Origin of the sequence: Arthrobacter sp. 24S4-2, assembly GCF_005280255.1 — a bacterium.
Taxonomy (GTDB): domain Bacteria; phylum Actinomycetota; class Actinomycetes; order Actinomycetales; family Micrococcaceae; genus Arthrobacter.
The window spans coordinates 630,045-650,353 of sequence record NZ_CP040018.1; the positions used below are offsets into that span (position 1 = coordinate 630,045).

Here is a 20,309-nt window from a genome sequence, read left to right on the forward strand (position 1 = left end):
ATGTCCGACGAGTTCCGCAAGAATCTGATGGGCCCGGAACCCACGCTCCTGCCTGCCGAGACCGAGGTCTATGCGCAGCTGGACGCGGGCCAGGAAGCGCTGGATCTGGTGGAGAAGCACCCCACATCGTCACTGCTGTGGGCCGTGCTGGCAGAGGAAGCCTGGAAAGAAGGCCGCACCATCGATTCCTACGCCTACGCCCGGGTGGGCTACCACCGGGGCCTGGACTCGCTGCGGCGTAACGGCTGGCGGGGAGTGGGACCCATCCCGTGGGAACACGAACCCAACCAGGGCTTCCTGCGTGCGCTGTACTCCCTTGGCCGGGCATCGTCGGCCATCGGCGAGGCAGAGGAACCGGAACGCATTGAGAAGTTCCTCAATGACTCCGATCCCTCCGCCAAGGCGGCCATCGAAGGCAAGTAACTGAATTACGACGGCGGCCCCTCACCTTTCGGGTGAGGGGCCGCCGTCGTACGCGGTGCAGGCTGTTAGTTCGCCTTGGTGAGGCCTGTGCGGGCCATCGCGTCCAGGTACGCAACGTGCATTTCGTCGAGGTACTGCTGCTGGCGCGCTTCGGTTCCGGCGAAGGCACGGCCGCTGAGCGAGCGGACCTTGTAGGTCTTCAGGCCGCGGCGCCACAGCAGCGGGACTTCGGTCTTGAGGAGCAGCTGGGCCAGGCGGTTGGCTTCGGTGCCGTGTGCCACGATCACGGACGCGCGCGGCACCAGGGCGAGGAACTTCAGGAGCGGCTTGAGGCCTGCGGAGATCTGGTCCGGGGTGAACTTGCCGTTCGGCTCGCCCGGGGTGTGCCACGGGTGAACGTTCCAGGGCATCACATATTCCGGGCGGAGGCCAAGCTTCCACTGCACACCGAGCATGCGGGTGGCTGCTTCGCTGTCGCCGGCGGTGATGAATCCGGATTCATCGGCAGTGCCGATGTTGGAGTACAGGCTGATGATTCGGCACTCGTCGACGTCATGCATGGGGTCGACGTAGGGGACCACGGTGTCCGGCTTGACGCCCTGGAAGGTATCGCACAGCTCGTTGACAGCTGCGACGTTGGGTTCGTAACGGCGGCTCAGAAGCTGCTCGCGGAAAGATTCAGTAGCCAAGGCTGTCATGTATTGCTGTGTCTCCTGCGGGGATCGGTGACGCTGCCAGACCGGACGCGGGCATGCCAAATACCGGGCACGCCTAGGACGGTGTGGTTTGAAAATGTGGTGAATGGACCGATTCCTGATCGATCTACTCCAGTCTATCAAGCCCTGCGAAATGCCGGACCTGCCGGACCTTCGGAAGACCTTCGGCGCCCGTTCAAGGACTGGGTGGAGGTGCCCGTTGCCGCCGCTGACTGGCCCGGCTTGGCGGAAGCCGCGCTCGGGTTTGCCACCGCGCTGTAATTGGCCAAAGCGGTGCTTGTCACCCGGATCGGCTAAACTTGGGTGGTAAGAGCCCCGGAACTCTTGCGTTGTGACCGTCGGTCAACTGGCCGCACAGGCACGGCAGTGGAATTCGGGGCATTCTCATGAACGGCGCTGTCCCCTGGCGGGTCACCTTGGTGAACCGGCTGCGGTTCGGCCCGAACGAATGGGGGAGGATCCCATGCCAGCAATCGTGATCGTCGGAGCCCAATGGGGCGACGAAGGCAAAGGTAAAGCCACTGACCTGCTTGGTGGCCGCGTCGACTACGTGGTCAAGCCGAACGGTGGAAACAACGCCGGGCACACCGTCGTCGTGGGCGGTGAGAAGTATGAGCTCAAGCTCCTTCCTGCCGGCATCCTGAGCCCGAACGCGGTTCCGGTCATCGGCAACGGCTGCGTGGTGAACCTCGAAGCCCTGTTCCAGGAAATCGACGGCCTGGAAGCCCGCGGAGCGGACACCTCCAAGCTGCGCGTCTCCGCCAACGCCCACCTCGTGGCGCCGTATCACCAGGTGCTGGACAAGGTCACCGAGCGTTTCCTGGGCAGCCGCGCCATCGGCACCACCGGCCGCGGCATCGGCCCTGCGTACATGGACAAGGTGGCCCGCCTGGGCATCCGCGTCCAGGACGTCTTTGACGCGTCCATCCTGCGCCAGAAGGTTGAGGGGTCGCTCCGCCAGAAAAACGAGCTCCTGGTGAAGGTCTACAACCGCCGTGACATCGAGGTGGACGAGATCGTGGACTACTTCCTGTCTTTCGCCGAGCGACTGCGCCCGCTGGTCATTGACAGCACGCTGGTCCTGAACAAGGCCCTGGACGAGGGCAAGGTTGTTCTCATGGAAGGCGGCCAGGCCACGTTCCTGGACGTGGACCACGGCACCTACCCGTTCGTCACGTCCTCCAACCCGACGGCCGGCGGCGCGTCGGTGGGTTCGGGCATCGGCCCCACCCGCATCTCGCGCTCCATCGGCATCATCAAGGCGTACACCACCCGCGTGGGCGCCGGGCCGTTCCCCACGGAACTGTTCGACGAGATGGGCGTGTACCTGCAGAAGACCGGCGGCGAGTTCGGCGTCAACACCGGCCGTCCGCGCCGCTGCGGCTGGTACGACGCCGTGCTGGCACGCCACGCCTCCCGCGTGAACGGCTTCACGGACTACTTCGTCACCAAGCTGGACGTGCTCACCGGCATCGAGCAGATCCCGGTCTGCGTGGCCTATGACGTTGACGGCGTGCGGCACGACGAAATGCCCATGACCCAGACCGAGTTCCATCACGCCAAGCCGATCTTCGAGTACTTCGAGGGCTGGACCGAGGACATCACCGCAGCGCGGACCCTGGAAGACCTTCCGGAGAACGCCCGCAACTACGTGCTGGCCCTCGAGAAGCTGTCCGGCACGCGGTTCTCGGCCATCGGCGTCGGTCCGGACCGCGACCAGACCATCGTGGTCAACGACCTGATTCAGGACTGATCCTGGCGGACATCAACTGAAGTACGACGGCGGCGGGTCACCCGGAAAGGTGGCCCGCCGCCGTCGTCGTTAACCGTTTGTCAGGATTCGACCTGATCGCTATTCGCCTGGTTGCGCGCGCGTCTGGAGCAGGTGCTGCTGCAGTTTCGCTTCCGCCTCACGGCGGCGAATGGCCTGTTCCCGCATGGCGCGGGTCGCCGCGGACCCGGCACTGATTAGGCGTGTCACTTTTTTCGGCGCGGCTGCCGTACCAGCGGCAGGTGCGGCCATTACTTCCTCACTCATGCCCGTATCGTGACACTCCCGCCGCTGCGGGCGTAACCCCCGGCGCCGGAGCGTTACAGGATCGGAACCTCCCGGAGCGCCGGGCGCCGGCGGCCAGCCTATGGGGGCGGGGATGCGTAGCCGGAGTGCAATGCGGGTGGCCGCCTCTGCGATTACGGGTAACGGTCACTCGTGACCCGCGAGCCCGCTCTTCCTATGTTGGACTCACCGGCGCTTCGCGGGAAACGGGACCCCTCGAAGGACACTCACCGGACCGCCAGGAAAGGGGTGGACATCATGGGTCTCAGCTTGAAGTCAGACAAAGCGAAAACGGGGTCAGCACCAGAGTCTTCGGACCGGGACGCGGGCCCGCGGCGATACCGTACGCGCATCAACCGTGAACCGGTCCTTGACCGCCTGCGGGTGCAGGAGTTGGCCGGGGGAATCCATTCCCAGAGCCGGCTTCTCGAATTCCTGAACCTGTTCCTGGTCCTGCTCCCCTCCAGGGTCAACAACGTGGTCATCGCCCTGGACAGCGGAGACCATGAGGCGGCCAGCGCCGCAGCCCAAAGCCTCGCGTCGTCCGCCGCGATGGCGGGGGCCGCCCGGCTCGAACTGGTTGCCTTGCTCGTAGACGCCGATCTCCGCATCGGGCGGATGGACCGGGCACGCGAAACGGGACGACGCCTCGGCCCGGACGCTTCGGAACTGGCATCGGCGCTGTCCCGCCTACTGACGGGCCACTGACCCCAGGAAGCTGTCCCGCCCCGCTAACCGGCAGGAATCGAATGCCCCTGTCCAAGAAGCGTGTAGCAGGGCGGGCGATAATGGGACTCATGCAGCCGGAGTGGAGCCCCCGTATCAGTTGGGCAGATCTGCCCGGCCACGTGCAGGCAGGAGTCGAACAGATTCTGGGATCGCCTGTGGCCCACGCGACTGGCCAGCAGGGAGGTTTTTCCCCGGGCACGGCCGACAGGGTGCTCACTTCTTCGGGCGCGAGGGCCTTCGTCAAGGCGGTAAGTCCGCAGCTGAACGAGCACTCACCCGCCATCCACCGTAAAGAGGCAACGGTGACGGCGGCACTGCCCGACGGCGTTCCGGCGCCGTCGTTGATCGGCACCTTCGACGACGGGGAGTGGGTAGCCCTCATCCTGAGCGATGTGGAAGGCCGGAACCCGCACGTGCCCTGGCGTTCGGCGGAACTGACGGGTGTGCTCAACGCCCTGCTCAAACTTTCCCGCACGCCGGTCCCGCCTGCCCTGGCGCACCTGCCGGCGCTTGAGCACGAGCTTGCCGATGCATTCGGAGGCTGGACCCGTATCAGGGCCGATCCGCCCCAAGCCTGCGACCCCTGGATCATCAGGAATCTCGGGATCTTGGAGGACCTTGCAGAAACCGGGCTTGCGGATCTCAAGGGGCAGTCGCTTGTGCATACGGACGTGCGGGCGGACAACATTCTGATTACGCACGACAACGAGGCGGTCCTGGTGGACTGGCCCTGGGCATGTATCGGCTCGGCTTGGGTCGATGCACTCACAGTCCTGATCAACGTGCGCGTGTTCGATCCCGGGTTCGACGTTGAGTCCATCCTGCGGACCCATAAGGTCTTTGCCCCGGCCACGCCCGCGGGTGTCCACCGCGTTCTGTCGGGCCTGGGCGCCTACTTCACTGATGCCGCCAGGCAGCCGCCCCCACCGGGCCTGCCCACTGTCCGGGCGTTCCAACGGCATCAAGGTGAGGCAGTTGTCCACTGGCTCCGCCAGCGGATGGTGGGCCACTGACCAGGGTGCCGAAAACTTTTTGAGGTTTTTTTGGATTTCGCGTAACCCCCGGGCGTGCGGTGACGATTACCACTATGAAAGCGCCGGGTTCGAAGTTGTCCCCCATCAGGTTCGAACCTGGCGCTTGACTGCATAAAGAGAGCCGGGCTGGAACTGTCCCCCATCATGATTCCAGCCCGGCACCTCTATGTCCGAAGCCGGTTCAGCAGAAAGCCGGCGCAGGAGCGCGCGGTCTGCCGGCTCGGTTTCCTTGGTTACCCGGGGTAAAGTTGTGGCGCAGGAGACAAACCCGCCGCCATTTGATGGCCATACATTGATGTAGCCATCTCCCTTGAACGAAAGCCACACGTCCGTGACAGACGCACTGACCGACGATTCTCTGCGGGCCCTCAGGGGCCGCGACGGCGAGTTGTTCAGTCTGGTCTATCGGAGTTATGCGCCGCAGGTGCTGGGATACCTGACGGCCCGGGGTGTCGAGGATCCGGAGGCCACTATGCAGGACGTTTTTCTGGCGGTCCTCCCACGGATAGATGGCATCAGCGGCGGCGCGAGCGGGCTTCGGACCTTCCTGTTCTCCGTAGCCCATGCGCGGATGGTTGACGACCATCGCCGGCAAAGCCGTGCACCCGTGAAACAGCGCTTCGAACCTGAATTCGACCGGCGGGAATCCTCCTCCGCGGAAGCTGCGGCCATGCTGTTGGTTGCGCCCCGGGAAGTGCAGGAACTCCTTGAGGTGCTCGGCGAGGACCAAAAGGAAGTACTGACCCTGCGGATCATCGCAGACCTCACCGTGGAGCAAGCAGCCGAAATCATGGGGAAGAGCGCCGGAGCCGTCAAACAGCTTCAGCGGCGTGCGTTGGACAGACTTCGAGAACATTCGGCCGTAAAGGACTACGTGGCGCCATGACAACCAGGGAAGACATTTCTGCTGGGACCGTTGACCAGCTTTTGCTCGATGCTGGTCACTTGGACGTACCCGACCTCCGGGCCGCCCTCTTGTCCATAGCTTCCCTGGCGCAGATGGAGGCACCCGCGCCAGGGCCGGAGCTCGCCGCCATGCTGGCGGGACCGCGGGATGAACTGACCAGGCAACACTGGCTGCGCAAGAACCGTCCTGCCGTGGTGGGCCTTGCCGTCCTGGCCGGCATGGGCCTCGGAGTCAGCGGTGTCGCCGCCACCAGCCAGGTATCCGGCGGAAGCCTCGGGCCATGGTCCGTTCAGCAGCTGACGAGCGATTGGACGCCCGGCTGGACGCTTCCCCTGCCTCCGTCAGTTGCGGGCGACCGGCCGGCGGAATGGGCCTCACCGCTGTTCCTGCAGCTTGACCGGGCCGATCCTCCGTCTGCGAACGGAACCGGGAAACCGGCCACCCAAACTGCCGGGCCGGAGGACCCGGCCGTCGAGCCGGCGCCACCGGCGGCGTCCGATGACGATCAGGTCCAGTCGCCGGTCAACAAGGGCCGGGCTCATGGTGCCCCTTCCACGGGAAATCCCGGACATGGCAGCCCAGGGAAGGCCAACAGGGGCAAGGCCAACCGGGGCAAGGCCAGCCCGGGCAAGGCTGTGGCCGGTCAACCCTCGGCTTGGCGAGCCCCGGACCAAGCAGATGAGCAGGACGCCAACGTCACCCCGGATGCAGGGGAAACCAGCGCGGGGGAGACCGCCGTCGTAGTGCCGTCATCGGAGCGGAAGGGCGCCGGGAAGTCCGGTGTGAGGCTCGACTCCAGCGTGGAGTCAGCCGTCGACTCACTCCACGCTGGATCCCGCCCTTGACTCCGCCAGCAGCTGGCTGGGGAAGTTCCGGCGGTAGCCCTAACCCAACTAACTGGCAGTTAACGTGCCCAAAAGTAACGTGCCAAAAAGCGATTTTCGCGACGTTAACTTCGGGTTAGTTGGGCTCGCGCCATGCGTCCGCTGGTTTCATTCATTTATTCGAAGATCGCGCCCAAAGGCCGCAGGAGTAAGGTTGATGCATGGCCCACGTTAACGATCCGGCAGTCATTGAGCGCCTCATGCGAACCAAAGGCACGTGGGCGATCGTCGGCCTCACCACCAACGAATGGCGCTCGGCGTACGACGTCTCCCTGTTCATCCGGGACCGGATGGGCATGGAAATCATTCCGGTCAACCTCCCTGGCGACGACGTCCATGGGGAGAAGGGGTACCGTTCCCTGGCGGACATTCCCGCCGAAAAGCACCCGATCGCCGTCGTGGACTGCTTCGTCAACTCGCAGAAGGTGGGTGCCGTCATAGACCAGGCCATCGGTGTGGGCGCCAAGGCCGTCTGGCTGCAGCTTGGCGTCTTTGACGAGGCTGCCGTGCAGCGTGCTGAGGCCGCCGGACTGGACGTGGTGGTCAACTCTTGCCCCGCCCGCGAAGGGTGGCGGGTGGGCATTTAGCGGCGCAGTCAATGGCACCACCCCGGAAGGGCTGCGCAGCATCGGCGATGCCCGCACGATCGGGTAGGCCGCGGCGGGCGGGCGCGGCCTGCTGCCGGATAGGCTCGTGTCATGGACGTTGCCACCCTCCGCGAGATCTGCCTGAGCTTCCCCGGCGCCTTTGAGGATTTTCCCTTCGGCCCGGAGACATCCGTGTTCAAAGTGCGGGCTGCCGTGGCGGGCGGGGCGCGGCAGGACGCCAAGATGTTCGCGGCGTCCGCCATGGACCCGGGGGACTGGTCCGTGAGCCTCAAGTGCGAACCGGTGTTGGCCGAACAGCTTCGTGCCATCCATCCTGAGATCACCGGCGCCTGGCACATGAATAAGATGCACTGGAACGGCGTCCGGCTGGACGGAGCGCTGCCGGACGACATGATCCGCGACATGGTGGAGGATTCCTACGACCTCGTGGTGGCCTCGCTGAACCGGAAGCAGCGGGAACAGCTGGGTTGGGCCGGCCTCGCCCGGGGTGACGGCGCGTGAGACGGCGCAGTGGGGGCACGCGCCCTGGCGCCGGCAACACTGGCGCCGGACGCCTCGCCCCTGGCGGGCTGAACTATCCGGGGATCGGGTCCACCGAGCACGGGCCGCCTCCGGAAGGCTTCCCGTGCCTGGTGACGCAGGCTTACCTGGGCGAGGGCCTGGCACTCTACCGGCGGGTGGCCCAGGGGTCCTGACCTGGCAGCTGCAGAAACGGTCGGGCCTGCGTGTCCGCACCGACTCCGACGTCGTGGTGCCTGGGGCGCGCGTGGTGAGCGGATTCGGCGTCGGACCTTTCCGGATCAACGCACCCTGCGAGGTGGTTTGGGTGCGTGGGCCGGTCCCCGGCGACGGGCCGCAAAGCGCAGGTTTCGGCTATGGAAGCCTGCCGGGCCATCCCGTGCGGGGCGAGGAGGCCTTCGAAGTTGAAGTGGACGCCCAGGGACAGGTGTTCCTGAAGATCACTGCCTTCAGCAGGCCGTCCAACTGGTTCTACGCGGCCGGAAGCGCCCTCGCGGGACGCGCACAAAGGAACGTCACTTCCCGATACATTGGGAGTGCACACGAACTGGCCGCAGGTGAAAGCTGATCAGGAGCAGGTGGATGCTGGAACAGACAATCCTTGACCAATTGTGGAACTTCGATGATCCCGCCGGATCGGAAGCCCGTTTCCGGGCGGCTGTTGACGGCGGAAAATACGACGCCGACGAACAGGCCGAGCTCGCGACGCAGCTGGGGCGGGCCATCGGACTGCAGGGCCGCTACGAGGAAGCCGATGCGCTCCTGGATGCGGTCGATGCCGACGAGCCAACCGTGGCCGTCCGGGTACTGCTGGAACGCGGCCGCCTGCTGAACTCGAGCGGCCATGCTGCGATGGCCGTGCCGCTCTTTGAACAGGCAGCTGAGCTGGCCGACCACCTCAGCGAGGAATTCCTTGCTGTTGATGCGCTGCACATGCTGGCGATCGCGGACTCCGCACACGCCGAATCCTGGACCCGCAGCGCCCTCGAGTACGCCTCCACGGTGCACGATCCGCGGACAAAACGCTGGATGGTCTCGCTGCACAACAACCTAGGCTGGACGCTGCACCAGGCCGGACGTTTCACCGAGGCCCTGGTGGAGTTCCAGCTGGCCGAGCAGTGGGCGGAACGCGTCGGCACGCCCCAGCAGCAGGAATGGGCCCGGGAAGCAATCGACGAGTGCGAGCACTCGCTCGCTGCCGGGCTGACCGCACAAACACAACGAAAGGCATAGCCCCCGTGATTTTTATTGTCGTCAAATTCAAGGTCAAACCGGACTGGTCGGATAAGTGGCTGGGCCTGGTGGAGGACTTTACCCGGGCCACGCGGCAGGAACCCGGCAACCTGTGGTTCGACTGGTCCCGGAGCGTGGAGGACGCCAACGAGTTTGTGCTCGTCGAGGCCTTCAGGGACGACGCCGCCGGAGACCACGTCGACAGCGCCCACTTCCAGAAGGCCATGGCGGACATGCCGCAGGCGCTCGCCGAAACACCGCGCATCATCAGCCGACAGCTCGACGGTGACGGCTGGGACAGCATGGGCGAACTCACCATCTGAGCCCGTCGGTTACGGCGCAATCGATACCATTAATCCATGTGGATCGGATGGATTGAGTTCGACATCCTTCTGGGCGACGTTCATAGCCTCAAGGAGAAGCGTTCTGTGGTGCGGCCTCTGCTGGCGGAGCTGAAGCGGCGCTTCGAGGTGTCCGTGGCCGAAGTCGGTGACCACGAGCAGTATCGGCGGACGCAACTGGGCGCCGGCCTGGTGGCAGCCGACCGGGCCCACATCGTGGAGGTGCTCACCGCCGTCGAACGCTTCGTGGCCTACCGTCCCGAACTTGAGCTCCTCAGTGCCCGCCAACGGGAGCTCCGCAGCGACGACTGACCCCCCATCGACTGCTCCGTAACCGCCCTACTGAGTCCTCAAAACGGCAGTTACGGAGCAGTCGATGGGCCTTGTGGATAACTTCTGCGGGCTCAGGCGGCATTCTGCTCTCATGAACCCATGAAGACCGCACGTCCGCTGCCGGATGATTTACAGGATCGACCCTTCACCGTGGTGGACGCAGCGCGCGCCGGGGTGTCGCGCAAGCGGCTGCGGCACCGCAGCCTGCATCGCACGGGCAAGGGGATCCGATCGGCAAGCCCGACGGCGGAGCTCCCCTTGAGCATCAGGGTGCGGCCTTTCATTGAGGTCAACGAGCGATGCGCCGCATCGCACCTCACCGCGGCGGAACTCCTCGTGTTGCCGCGACGTCGGCAGAAGGGATCGCCGGATATGTTTCATGTCATCAGGCCTGAGGGCGAGGCCCACCTGAATCGGCCGCATGTCATCGTGCACCGGATGAAGCTGTTCAGCGACGAGGTCACCACAGTCAACGGGATCCCCGTAACCACTCCGGAGCGGACCTGGCTGGACATGGCGGAAATGCTGTCAGTCGACGAGCTTGTGGCCATCGGGGACAGCTGTGTTCGGATGCCGCGGGCGGCCTTCGAGGACAGGGGACATGCCGCTGTGCAGTCTGGATGATCTTCAGCGGATGATCGACAGGCATAAGGGGAAGCGCGGTCTGCGCAAGGCCAAGGCAGCGATCAAACTCATCCGGTTGGGCTCGGATTCGCCCCAGGAGACCCTCCTTCGCCTGGCGATGATCAGGGCCGGGCTGCCGGAACCGGAACTCAACGTCCCGATTATTTCAGAGGACGGTGCCAGGCATCACGAGCCGGACCTTTCCTACCGGAAGTACAAAGTCGGGATCGAGTACGAAGGTGAGCACCACGGGGATGAAGGCCAGGTTGTCCGGGACATCGCCCGTTCTGAGACGTACGGAGCCCTCGGCTGGACGGAAGTCCGCATCTCCAAACGCCACATGTTCAACGATGCGAAGCCCGCAGTGTCCAAAGTCCGTGCGGCCTTGGTCCAAGCCGGATGGCGGCCCCGACCTCAAAGAACGATTGCTCCGTAACTGCCGTTTTGAGGGTTCAAAAGGGCGATTACGGAGCAATCGATGGAGCAGGAGGCCTAGCCGAAGTACTTCGGCAGGGTGGCCTCGTGGGCTTCGCGGAGCGAATCAAGCGACAGGGTGTCCACGCCGTTGATCTCCAGCTGGCCGCTGGCCGCGTCCACCACACCGATCCGGACGTGTGCGAACCCGCGGGCGGTGCACATATCCGTAAAGCGGACTTCCTCGGAGCGCGGGACGCCCACGACGGCGCGGCCCTGCGACTCGGAGAACAGCGCCGTGAACAGGTCCACGCCGTCGCGGTCCATGACGTCCTGCAGGGCGATCCGGGCACCCACGCCGTAGCGCAGCGAGGACTCCACCAGGGCTGCCGCGAGGCCGCCTTCGGAGAGGTCGTGGGCCGAATCCACCATGCCGTCGCGGGAAGCGTTGATCAGGATTTCACCCAGGGCGCGTTCGGCGGCGAGGTCAACCTTAGGCGGAAGCCCGCCGAGGTGTCCGCGCATATTGGACCATTCCGAGCCGTCCAGTTCCGCGGCGGTGGTGCCCAGCAGGTAGATAGCCTGGCCGTCTTCGCGCCAGCCCGACGGCGTGCGGCGGGCGACGTCGTCGAGCTTGCCCAACACTGCCACCACGGGGGAGGGGTGGATGGGGGTGGTGCCGGTCTGGTTGTACAGCGAGACGTTGCCGCCGGTGACCGGGATGCCCAGTTCCATGCAGGCGTCCGACAGGCCGCGGATGGCTTCGGCGAGCTGCCACATGACATCCGGATCCTCGGGGGAACCGAAGTTCAGGCAGTCGCTGACGGCCATCGGCACGGCGCCGGAGGTGGCGACGTTGCGGTACGCCTCGGCCAGTGCCAGCTGTGCGCCGTGGTACGGGTCGAGGTACGTATAGCGGCCGTTGGCGTCGGTGGCCAGGGCAACACCCAGACCGGTTTCCTCGTCCACGCGGACCACGCCCGCATCGTCCGGGAACGCCAGTGCGGTGTTGCCGCCGACGTAGCGGTCGTACTGGTTGGTGATCCAGGACTTGCTGCACATGTTCGGCGAGGCAACGAGCTCGGTGACGGCAGCGGCCAGTTCCGCGGGGGCGGAGGGACGGCCGGCGTCCTGCACTGATCCAGTGAAGGAATCGGCCTGGAGGGCGTCCTGCCACTCGGGGCGGGCATACGGACGGTTGTAGACCGGACCGTCGTGGGCAACAGTGCGCGGGTCGACGTCGACGATGACTTCGCCTTCCCACGTGATGATCAGGCGGCCGGTGTCGGTCACCTCGCCCAGCCAGGAGTACTCCACGGCCCACTTGTCCATGACCGCTTCAAACGCGGCGATGTTCTCGGGGGTGACCACGGCCATCATCCGTTCCTGCGACTCGGACATCAGGATTTCGCCGGGGGTCAGGGTAGGGTCGCGGAGCAGGACGGAGGTCAGCTCGACCTCCATGCCGCCGTCGCCGTTGGAGGCGAGCTCGGACGTGGCGCAGGAAATGCCTGCCGCGCCCAGGTCCTGGATGCCTTCAACGAGGGAACCCTTGAACAGCTCCAGGCAGCACTCGATCAGGACCTTCTCGGCGAAGGGGTCGCCCACCTGGACGGCGGGGCGCTTGGACGGCTTGGTGTCGTCGAAGGACTCCGAGGCCAGCACGGAGGCGCCGCCGATGCCGTCGCCGCCGGTGCGTGCACCGAACAGCACCACCTTGTTGCCCTTGCCGGAGGCGTTGGCGAGGCGGATGTCCTCGTGGCGCATGACGCCGACAGCCAGCGCATTGACCAGCGGGTTGCCCTGGTACACGGAATCGAAGACCATTTCGCCGCCGATGTTGGGCAGGCCCAGGGAGTTTCCGTAGCCGCCAATGCCGGCAACGGCACCGTGCATGACGCGTGCGGTGTCCGGGTGGTCGATGGCGCCGAAGCGCAGCGGATCCATCACGGCTACCGGGCGGGCGCCCATGGAGATGATGTCGCGGACGATGCCGCCGATGCCGGTTGCGGCACCCTGGTAGGGCTCAACGAACGACGGCGAGTTGTGGGACTCGATCTTGAACGTCACGGCCCAGCCGTCGCCCAGGTTGGTGACGCCGGCGTTTTCGCCGATGCCCACCAGCATGTCCTTCTTCATCTCGTCGGTCACCTTTTCGCCGAACTGGCGCAGGTGGTTCTTCGAGGACTTGTAGGAGCAGTGCTCGCTCCACATCACGGAGTACATGGCGAGTTCGGCGCCGGTCGGGCGGCGGCCCAGGACCTTGACCACTTCATCAAACTCGTTCTGCTTCAGGCCCAGCTCGGCCCAGGGGAGTTCGGTGTCCGGGGTCTTGGCAGCGTTCTCGACCGTGTCGATGTTGAACTTCCGGCCGACGGTTTCAGCTGAGGTACTCACTTGGCGCCTCCCACAATCTTGTTCAGGACGGAGGTGAAGAATCCGAGGCCATCGGTGTCTGAGCCGCCGATTCCATCGAGGGATGCCGGGCCGAACCCGGGTTCCACAGCGTGCTCGGGGTGCGGCATGAGGCCTACGACGTTGCCCGCGGCGTTGGAGATGCCGGCGATGTCGCGGCGGGAGCCGTTCGGGTTGAAACCGACGTAGCGGAACACCACGCGGCCTTCCGCTTCGAGGGCGTCCAGGGTCTTTTCGTCGGCGATGTACTGGCCGTCCTGGTTCTTCAGCGGCACGGTGATTTCCTGGCCGGCAGCGTAGTCGCTGGTCCAGGCCGTGCTGTTGTTCTCCACGCGGAGGACCTGGTCGCGGCACATGAATTTCAGGTGGTCGTTCTTGATCATCGAGCCGGGCAGCAGGTGCGACTCGGTGAGGATCTGGAAGCCGTTGCAGATGCCCAGGACAGGCAGCCTGGCGTCCGAGTTGGCCGCATCGATGATTTTGGACATTAGCGGCGCGAAGCGCGCGATGGCGCCGGCGCGGAGGTAGTCCCCGTAGGAGAAACCGCCCGGGATCACGACGGCGTCGACGTCACTGAGGGTGGCGTCCGCGTGCCAGAGTGCCACGGGAGTGGCGCCTGCCAGGCGGACGGCGCGGGCGGCGTCGCGGTCGTCAAGGGTTCCTGGGAAGGTGACGACGCCGATGCGGGCGCCGGCTAAACGCGGGTTGGCCGCGACAGCGACCGCCTCGCCAATCAAGGGAAGTTCAGTCATCTCAGGCCTCGACGACCTCGACGTTGACGACGTCCTCGATCACGGGGTTGGACAGCAGGGTTTCGGCTGCTTCACGGGCCTGGGCCAGGATTGCATCGGTCACCTCGCCGTCAACGGTCAGTTCAAATCGCTTGCCCTGGCGGACAGAGCTGAAGCTGGTGAAACCCAAGCGGGGAAGTGCACCCACGATGGCCTTCCCCTGCGGGTCCAGAATCTCGGGCTTGGGCATGACGTCGACAACGATCCGGGGCATCCGGTAACTCCTGTGCGTGAGCGTTGGGTAAGGGCGCCGCGGAGTGGTGCCGTCTCACGCTTGTCTGCTGCTGCATTTACAGCCCTGCGGACTCCAAACATAAGACAGCGGAAAGAGCGCTCCGCGAGCTTGCATGCCCATTCTACCGGCCGCAGTGCGTCAAGCCGCATTCGCCGGTTGACTGTGAATTGGGGCACTCGCCGCGGAGGTGGAGCGCGACGCCGGCTCTGGTGGCATGCTGGTCCGCTGAGTAGGATTGCGGCATGGCTCAGAAACCGAAATCCGTGCTTCTACCGGTAATGGCCGCTGCAGTTTTTGCGGGCCTGGGCCGAATGGTGATGCAGAAGATCAAAGCCGACCGGGCGGCCCGGGCAACGAATGTGGCCGGCCCCATTGATGAGAAGACCCGCGCCTGGATCAGCGAAGTGGTCCGCACCCCGCGCCAGTAGCCGGCTCGGGTAACAACGCCGCACGTGCCCTAGCCGCACGTGCCGCCGGCGGGCAGGTCCCTTTATTCTGCGCCTAAGACCATGAGGGGCCCATGAGGTGACCCGGCGCAGGTGCTTAAGACCGGTCTAAAACCGAAATGGCGGGCTGGCGGGAAACCGCCTGCCCGCTCTTTTTGCGCCCGGCGGAGACAGGCCCAGGACAAAATCAATTCGATGTTTGTGTCCTATGTCATATTCACCTATCACTCTGTACTGTTTGACTCGGCTGGTCTCGCCGAATGACAGGATCTGTTACTTCGGCTGCCGTCTTCCCAGCTGACCGAGACCGGCCGCACACCGCCGGACCCGTACCTCATGAAAGGTTTCAGTCGCTCGTGAAATCAAAAGGAATAAGCCTTGTCCGGGCCGGGGGGCTCCGGAAGGCTGCAGCGTTGGCCGTGGGCCTCCCGCTGCTGCTCACCTCCGTTCCAGTAGGACCCGCTACCGCGGCGCCGGCTGGACCCAGCGCGGCAGTACAGGCCAAGAACGTCAACCCGTCCGACTACAAGGACGGCCGCTACATTGTGGTCCTGGCCGAGGAAGCGGCAGCCGCCTATGAAGGTGGAACCGGGGGCCTCGCGGCCACCAAACCGCAACAGGGGCGCAAACTTGACGCCGGTAGCCCGGAGTTCAAGGCCTACGACGCCCACCTGCGCCAGTCGCAGCGCGACGTCGCGGCCAAACATTCGGCAAAGCCCGCGAAGCAATACACCGCGGCACTCAACGGGTTCGTGGCCCAGCTCACCGCAAGCCAGGCCACCGAGCTGGCCAAGGACAGCAAAGTCCTGATGGTCGCACCGGACGTTGAAAACGCTCCGGACTACACCACCACCGACTTCCTTAAACTCACCGGGGCCAACGGTTCCTGGGCCACGCAGTTTGGCGGACAGGAAAATGCGGGCAAGGGCGCAGTGGTTGGGGTCATCGACTCCGGCTACGCCCCGGACAATCCCTTCCTGCAGGGCGATGCCGTGGCTCCGCTCAGCAACAACGGCAAGGGAAACGCCAAGGGCAAAGCCGAAATGGGCGTCCCGTACCGGACCAAGGACGGCAAGATCGCCATGCTCAAGTCGGACGGCACCACGTTCGAAGGCGAGTGCCAGCAGGGCATCGAATCCGGCGCGGCCTTTGACGGCAGCGCCTGCAACTCGAAGGTGATCAGCGCCAGGTACTTCGCCGACTCCTTCCTCCAGTACGTGGCCCCGGAGCACCGCGCCCCGGAGGAACTCATCTCCCCGGTGGACGTGGGAAGCCACGGCACCCACACCGCCACCACAGCCGCCGGCAACGCCAACGTGGAGCAGGTCATCGACGGCGCCAGCTTCGGCAAGAGCTCCGGCGTCGCCCCGGCCGCCAAGGTGGCCGTATACAAAGTGTGCTGGGAGGACGATGACCCCAACACCGGCGGCTGCTACTCCTCGGCTTCCGTGGAAGCGGTCGACGCCGCGATCAAAGACGGCGTGGACGTCCTGAACTACTCCATCTCGGGCAACACCAACAGCACCACCGACCCGGTTGCCCTGGCGTTCCTGAACGCCGCAGCGGCCGGCATTTTCGTCTCGGCGTCGGCCGGCAACTCCGGTCCCGCCGCCTCCACAGTGAACCACGCCTCGCCGTGGCTGACCACTGTGGCAGCCTCCACGTTCCCGAGCGATCTGCTGGGCACAGTGAAGGTCTCCGACGGCACTATGTTCCGCGGCGCCTCCATCATGAAAACCGAGGTCAAGGACGCTCCAGCGGTCATCGCAGCCGACGCTGCAGCGGCTGACGCTCCCACGGCTCCGAACCTCTGTGGCCCGGGAACCCTGGACGCCGCCAAGGTCAGCGGCAAGGTTGTTGTGTGCGACCGCGGCGTTGTGGACCGCACGGCGAAGAGCCTTGAAGTCCAGTCGAAGGGCGGACTGGGCATGATCCTGGTCAACCTGACGTCGAGTTCCGAAGACGCTGACAACCACGTGGTGCCCACCGTCCACGTCAATGCGCCCAAGAGCCTGGAGCTGAAGTCCAAGCTCGCAGCCAATCCTGCCCTCACTGTCAGCCTCGTCAAAGGCGACCTCACCGGTGGGCCTCTCGCGCCGGCACCCCAAGTGGCCGGTTTCTCCTCCCGCGGACCAAGCCTGGCCGCCGGGGGCGACCTCCTGAAGCCGGATATCTCCGCGCCCGGCGTCAACGTCCTGGCCGGTGTGTCCACGATCGGCAGCAACGGCGCGCAGTTCGGCTTTATGTCAGGCACGTCCATGGCTGCACCGCACATCGCAGGATTCGGTGCACTGGTGCTCAGCAAACAGCCCAAGTGGTCACCGGCCATGGTCAAGTCCGCCATGATGACCACCGCCTACCCGCTGGTCAACGTCGACGGAACGCCCAACCTGAACCCGTTCGAAGGAGGCGCCGGGCACATTGACTCCACCCGCGTGCTGGATCCGGGGCTGGTGTACAACTCGGACATCAAGCAATGGAATGCCTTCCTCAACGGGCAAGGCGTCGACACCGGAAACCGCAAGGCCGGCACCCTGGCGGCGCGCGACCTCAACGTCCCCTCCATTGCGCTTGGCAGCCTGGTTGGCGAGATCAAGGTCAAGCGGACGCTGACGGCCCTGGTTCCCGGGACGTACAAGGCCGAGGTCAACCTGCCTGGCTTTGACGTCCGCGTTGAACCGGCAGTCCTCGATTTCAAGAAGGCAGGCACGAGCCTCGACGTCACCATCACGGTCAAGAGCGTCGGCGCACCGACGGGCAAGTTCACCACCGGCACCCTGACATGGAAGGGCCCGCGCACTGTCAGCTCTCCGATGGCCGTGCGTCCGGTAGATGCCCAGATTGCGCCGTCCTTCTCCTTCAGCTCCGCCACCGGAACAGGCAGCGGGAGCCTGGACCTGGTCTCAGGCTCCGATTCGCCTCTCGCCGTGGGCATCGAGGGGCTCGCGCCCCTGTCCGAGACAGCCGTCACCAAGACGCCCGGCGCCTTTGCGGCCGCAAATGACGAGCACAACGCGGTGGTCAAGGTGACCGTGCCCTCGGGTGCCAAGTTTGCCCGGCTCGGAATCCAGGCGGCGTCCGAGGACGTCGACTGGGACATGGTGGTCTACGCGCCGGACGGCAGCGGGAATCTCGTGGCCACGCAGGTGGCGACGTCGTCGGCCAGCGAGTTCCTGGACCTGGAATCGCCGCGTGAGGGGACGTATTACCTCGTGGCCAATCTGTACTCCACCCCGGACAATGGGGCCGCCTCGGCGCGGATCCAGGCTGTTTCGTTCAACGGGGATGCAGGAAACCTGACCGTCAACCCGAATCCGATCGTCGCCCCGAACGGCACAGCCACCACGGCAACAGCCAACTGGCACGACCTGGACGAAGGTTCCTACCTGGGCCGGCTGAGCCTGGGCGGCAACGGCATCAAGACGTGGGCCAACGTCAAGGTGGGCACGGACGCGGCGGCTGCCCCGGCCGGAGCTCCCGCGGTCGCGCTTGTTGACGCGGTTCCGGGAAGTTAGCCGGCCCGCCGGCTGACGGGACCAGCAGCAAAGCTGGAACCGCAGTTAGCTGGAACTGCAGCCAGCCGGAAGCCGGTGCTCAGGTCTGGCCGCTGGAGCCGGGGGTGCCGCCGAAGAGCGGGGCCATTGCCCGCCACCGGGCAATCTCGCAGCCGTCGGTCAGGCTGAAACGGCTGTGGACCGCGCGGCCGTGGAACGTTCCCGTGACCACGGCTACCTGCGGACCCCCGTATTGCTGGGTGCACATCATGTCCGCCCGCCGCGGCGCGAAGAAGACTTCCTCGGCGAAGAGTTCGACGGCGGCCAGCGCCGCTGCGGGATCCGGCAGCGTGGACCCCTCCAGCGACGGCGATTTCGACAGGCCGCTGCTGCCGAGAACCAGGCGGAACTCGTATTCCGGGGCGCCCGGCGCCTCCGTCAGCCTGACGGTCAGATCCACGCCGGCTGCCTCGCCCGGCCGGCTGTCCCCGCCGGGCAAACTGTCCGCGGCCGTCATTCGCTGTCCCGGACCCCGTGGATCAGCGGGGCCAGTGCGTCGAGCAGGCGCCCGCGCAGCTCCTGGGCCTCGGCGGAGAAAGTGCGCTGATATTCGACGTACTGCGCCTTTCCGGCGGCGGTTTCGATGGGGATGGCCGGGTAGCCCCATTCCGCCAGGTCGTACGGGGAAGCCTGCATGTCCATGGCCCGCACGCGCCAGGACAATTCGAAGCAGTCCATGACCAGTTCGCTGGGCAGGGCGGGCGCGAGTTTGTACGCCCACTTATACAGGTCCATGTTGGCGTGCAGGCAGCCCGGCTGTTCCATGGCCCGCTGGTTGTCCCGGCTTGGCGTGAGTTCGTTCAGGGGAATCGCATCGGGCGTGTAGAAGCGGAAGGCATCGAAGTGCGAACACCGGATCCTGTTGTCCTCCACCACCCGGTCAGTGCCCGCGGCCCCGAGGCGCAGCTGCAGATACTCGTGGCGCAGCTCAAATTTGTCCTGGTGGTACACCATTGCCCACTCGTGCAGCCCGAAGCAGCCAAACTGGGCCGGGCGCATTGCTGTGCCGCGCAGGATCACCTCGGCAAACTGCAGGGCCTCCGTGCGCTCGGCCACGAAGGGGACGCGGTCAAAGGTGACGGCGGCGGTACCCGCCGGCAATCCGGCGGCGGCGAGGGCGCCGCCGTCGAGCATCCGGTAGTACTTCCAGCCGGCGCGCACTTTGGCCTCCGGCCCGGTGAGGACGACGCCGTTCCCAGGGTGCCAGCGCAGCAGCTGGCCCGGTTTCTGGGTGTAATAGGTGAACAGGAAATCCTCGACGGGATGTTTCTTGCCGGCCGAACGGCGGGCAAGATAGGGGTCGGCGTAGCGCCTGACCCTGGCCTGGTGCGCTGCCTCGTGTCGCAGCCAGACGTCGGCGGGCAGGACCGTTTCGTTCACGGTGTTCACGGCGTGCATGCTGGTCAGGACGCCCCGCCTGCGGATCCCAGGATGTCCTTGGCCGCATTCCAGAGGCTGATTTCGCAGCCGTCCCGGCGGGCAAAGGACGCATCCACCGGCGAATCATCCACAACTCCGGTGACGGTGGCCTGCTGCGGGCCGCCGTACTGCTGCGTGCACGCCTGGTCCGTGCTTCGGGGCGCGGGCGTGAGTGCGGCGGGGTTGTCCTTCAGGGCCTTGCATGCCGCGGCCGCCGAGGGATGGCTGCTTTCAGCAGCCGGTTCGCCGTCCTTGCAGACCAGCGTGTAATTTACGGCGGGCTCCGAGTCGGAGGGCTTGACCATGATGGCGAGCTCGGCGTTCCCCTTCCCGGGCCGGCCGTGGCGGCCGAGGACGGGGGAGGAGACGGGGCAGGGACAGTGGTTTCCGTGTCCGGTGACGGGGTGGCCGTTGCCGGCGCGCTGGTCGCAGCGGGGGCCGTGGGGGAGGGGGTTGCGGTGCCGCCTCCCGGGGAGCAGCCGGCGAGGCCGGCAGCGGAAAGCAGAACGAGTACGTGAATCCATACCCTGCGCATGACCGGTCCTCCTCATTTTGGTCCATTCTATCGCCGGAGCTTCGCGATGGACCCTGCCGTTCGGCCCCCAGCCCCGGCGGGCCCGGTCGCCGC

General features: G+C 65.7%; 24 protein-coding genes. 17 read left to right on the forward strand and 7 right to left on the reverse strand.

The window, feature by feature from the left end; genetic code table 11:
* Entirely contained in the window at positions 1–423 is a 423-nt protein-coding gene (locus FCN77_RS03020; RefSeq protein WP_137321062.1) for a DUF3151 domain-containing protein, read from the forward strand.
* A gap of 65 nt (positions 424–488) precedes the next feature.
* Here FCN77_RS03020 and FCN77_RS03025 read toward each other — a convergent pair whose 3' ends face one another.
* The gene (locus tag FCN77_RS03025) at positions 489–1,121 is read right to left on the reverse strand and encodes a uracil-DNA glycosylase (RefSeq protein ID WP_137321063.1); all 633 of its coding nucleotides are present in this window, start codon (positions 1,119–1,121) and stop codon (positions 489–491) included.
* A gap of 481 nt (positions 1,122–1,602) precedes the next feature.
* Here FCN77_RS03025 and FCN77_RS03030 point away from each other — a divergent pair, with 481 nt between their 5' ends.
* The 14 genes from FCN77_RS03030 (at position 1,603) to FCN77_RS03090 (ending at position 10,843) form a co-directional block, all read left to right on the forward strand.
* Positions 1,603–2,892, forward strand: coding sequence for an adenylosuccinate synthase (locus tag FCN77_RS03030; RefSeq protein WP_137321064.1), 1,290 nt, complete (start codon positions 1,603–1,605; stop codon positions 2,890–2,892).
* A gap of 561 nt (positions 2,893–3,453) precedes the next feature.
* Positions 3,454–3,903, forward strand: a complete 450-nt coding sequence (locus tag FCN77_RS03040) for an Hpt domain-containing protein (protein ID WP_137321066.1) — start codon at positions 3,454–3,456, stop codon at positions 3,901–3,903.
* Between the two features lie 80 nt (positions 3,904–3,983).
* Complete coding sequence (locus tag FCN77_RS03045; RefSeq protein ID WP_217496224.1) at positions 3,984–4,937, forward strand: phosphotransferase; 954 nt, start codon at positions 3,984–3,986, stop codon at positions 4,935–4,937.
* Between the two features lie 352 nt (positions 4,938–5,289).
* Positions 5,290–5,844: an RNA polymerase sigma factor gene (locus FCN77_RS03050; protein ID WP_137324617.1), complete on the forward strand. Its 555-nt coding sequence runs from the start codon at positions 5,290–5,292 to the stop codon at positions 5,842–5,844.
* On the forward strand, positions 5,841–6,710 hold the full coding sequence (locus tag FCN77_RS03055; RefSeq protein ID WP_217496225.1) for a hypothetical protein: 870 nt from the start codon (positions 5,841–5,843) through the stop codon (positions 6,708–6,710). Before FCN77_RS03050 ends, FCN77_RS03055 begins: the two co-directional genes overlap by 4 nt.
* A 200-nt stretch (positions 6,711–6,910) precedes the next feature.
* Complete coding sequence (locus FCN77_RS03060) at positions 6,911–7,336, forward strand: CoA-binding protein (RefSeq protein ID WP_137321068.1); 426 nt, start codon at positions 6,911–6,913, stop codon at positions 7,334–7,336.
* Positions 7,337–7,447: 111 nt separating this feature from the next.
* On the forward strand, positions 7,448–7,858 hold the full coding sequence (locus FCN77_RS03065; protein WP_137321069.1) for an MmcQ/YjbR family DNA-binding protein: 411 nt from the start codon (positions 7,448–7,450) through the stop codon (positions 7,856–7,858).
* Positions 7,855–8,052 (forward strand): hypothetical protein, encoded by a 198-nt coding sequence (locus tag FCN77_RS27525; protein ID WP_368074355.1) that lies wholly within the window; start codon positions 7,855–7,857, stop codon positions 8,050–8,052. Before FCN77_RS03065 ends, FCN77_RS27525 begins: the two co-directional genes overlap by 4 nt.
* A complete protein-coding gene (locus FCN77_RS03070; RefSeq protein WP_368074309.1) occupies positions 7,983–8,444 on the forward strand; it encodes a DUF1990 family protein in 462 nt (153 codons plus the stop codon). Before FCN77_RS27525 ends, FCN77_RS03070 begins: the two co-directional genes overlap by 70 nt.
* A 14-nt stretch (positions 8,445–8,458) precedes the next feature.
* A complete protein-coding gene (locus FCN77_RS03075; protein WP_137321070.1) occupies positions 8,459–9,109 on the forward strand; it encodes a hypothetical protein in 651 nt (216 codons plus the stop codon).
* 5 nt (positions 9,110–9,114) lie between these two features.
* A complete protein-coding gene (locus tag FCN77_RS03080) occupies positions 9,115–9,432 on the forward strand; it encodes a putative quinol monooxygenase (protein ID WP_137321071.1) in 318 nt (105 codons plus the stop codon).
* 36 nt (positions 9,433–9,468) lie between these two features.
* Positions 9,469–9,762: a DUF503 domain-containing protein gene (locus tag FCN77_RS03085; protein WP_137321072.1), complete on the forward strand. Its 294-nt coding sequence runs from the start codon at positions 9,469–9,471 to the stop codon at positions 9,760–9,762.
* Positions 9,763–9,882: 120 nt separating this feature from the next.
* Positions 9,883–10,407 (forward strand): hypothetical protein, encoded by a 525-nt coding sequence (locus FCN77_RS26595; RefSeq protein WP_254678826.1) that lies wholly within the window; start codon positions 9,883–9,885, stop codon positions 10,405–10,407.
* Complete coding sequence (locus FCN77_RS03090; protein WP_254678827.1) at positions 10,385–10,843, forward strand: hypothetical protein; 459 nt, start codon at positions 10,385–10,387, stop codon at positions 10,841–10,843. Before FCN77_RS26595 ends, FCN77_RS03090 begins: the two co-directional genes overlap by 23 nt.
* Before the next feature lie 56 nt (positions 10,844–10,899).
* On the opposite strand, the gene purL is transcribed toward FCN77_RS03090, so the two are convergent.
* The 3 genes from purL to purS are packed head-to-tail and all read right to left on the reverse strand — an operon-like array spanning position 10,900 to position 14,241.
* Positions 10,900–13,218 carry a phosphoribosylformylglycinamidine synthase subunit PurL gene (purL, locus tag FCN77_RS03095; protein ID WP_137321073.1) on the reverse strand — a complete coding sequence of 773 codons (2,319 nt, stop codon included), beginning with the start codon at positions 13,216–13,218 and terminating at the stop codon, positions 10,900–10,902.
* The gene (purQ, locus tag FCN77_RS03100) at positions 13,215–13,988 is read right to left on the reverse strand and encodes a phosphoribosylformylglycinamidine synthase subunit PurQ (RefSeq protein ID WP_137321074.1); all 774 of its coding nucleotides are present in this window, start codon (positions 13,986–13,988) and stop codon (positions 13,215–13,217) included. The genes purL and purQ overlap by 4 nt, the downstream gene beginning before the upstream one ends.
* 1 nt (position 13,989) lies before the next feature.
* Positions 13,990–14,241, reverse strand: coding sequence for a phosphoribosylformylglycinamidine synthase subunit PurS (gene purS / locus FCN77_RS03105; protein WP_056631212.1), 252 nt, complete (start codon positions 14,239–14,241; stop codon positions 13,990–13,992).
* 263 nt (positions 14,242–14,504) lie between these two features.
* On the opposite strand from purS, the gene FCN77_RS03110 reads away from it, so the two are divergent.
* Both FCN77_RS03110 and FCN77_RS03115 read left to right on the forward strand, forming a co-directional pair.
* Positions 14,505–14,690, forward strand: a complete 186-nt coding sequence (locus FCN77_RS03110; protein WP_137321075.1) for a hypothetical protein — start codon at positions 14,505–14,507, stop codon at positions 14,688–14,690.
* Positions 14,691–15,064: 374 nt separating this feature from the next.
* A complete protein-coding gene (locus FCN77_RS03115) occupies positions 15,065–18,223 on the forward strand; it encodes a S8 family serine peptidase (protein ID WP_137321076.1) in 3,159 nt (1,052 codons plus the stop codon).
* A gap of 79 nt (positions 18,224–18,302) precedes the next feature.
* Here FCN77_RS03115 and FCN77_RS03120 read toward each other — a convergent pair whose 3' ends face one another.
* From FCN77_RS03120 to FCN77_RS03130, 3 genes are read right to left on the reverse strand one after another with little or no spacing between them, the layout of a single operon-like run.
* Complete coding sequence (locus FCN77_RS03120) at positions 18,303–18,719, reverse strand: serine protease inhibitor (protein WP_137321077.1); 417 nt, start codon at positions 18,717–18,719, stop codon at positions 18,303–18,305.
* Positions 18,716–19,642 carry a 3-methyladenine DNA glycosylase gene (locus FCN77_RS03125; RefSeq protein WP_254679084.1) on the reverse strand — a complete coding sequence of 309 codons (927 nt, stop codon included), beginning with the start codon at positions 19,640–19,642 and terminating at the stop codon, positions 18,716–18,718. The genes FCN77_RS03120 and FCN77_RS03125 overlap by 4 nt, the downstream gene beginning before the upstream one ends.
* 23 nt (positions 19,643–19,665) lie before the next feature.
* Positions 19,666–20,205, reverse strand: coding sequence for an SSI family serine proteinase inhibitor (locus FCN77_RS03130; RefSeq protein WP_368074310.1), 540 nt, complete (start codon positions 20,203–20,205; stop codon positions 19,666–19,668).
* Positions 20,206–20,309: the final 104 nt, after the last annotated feature.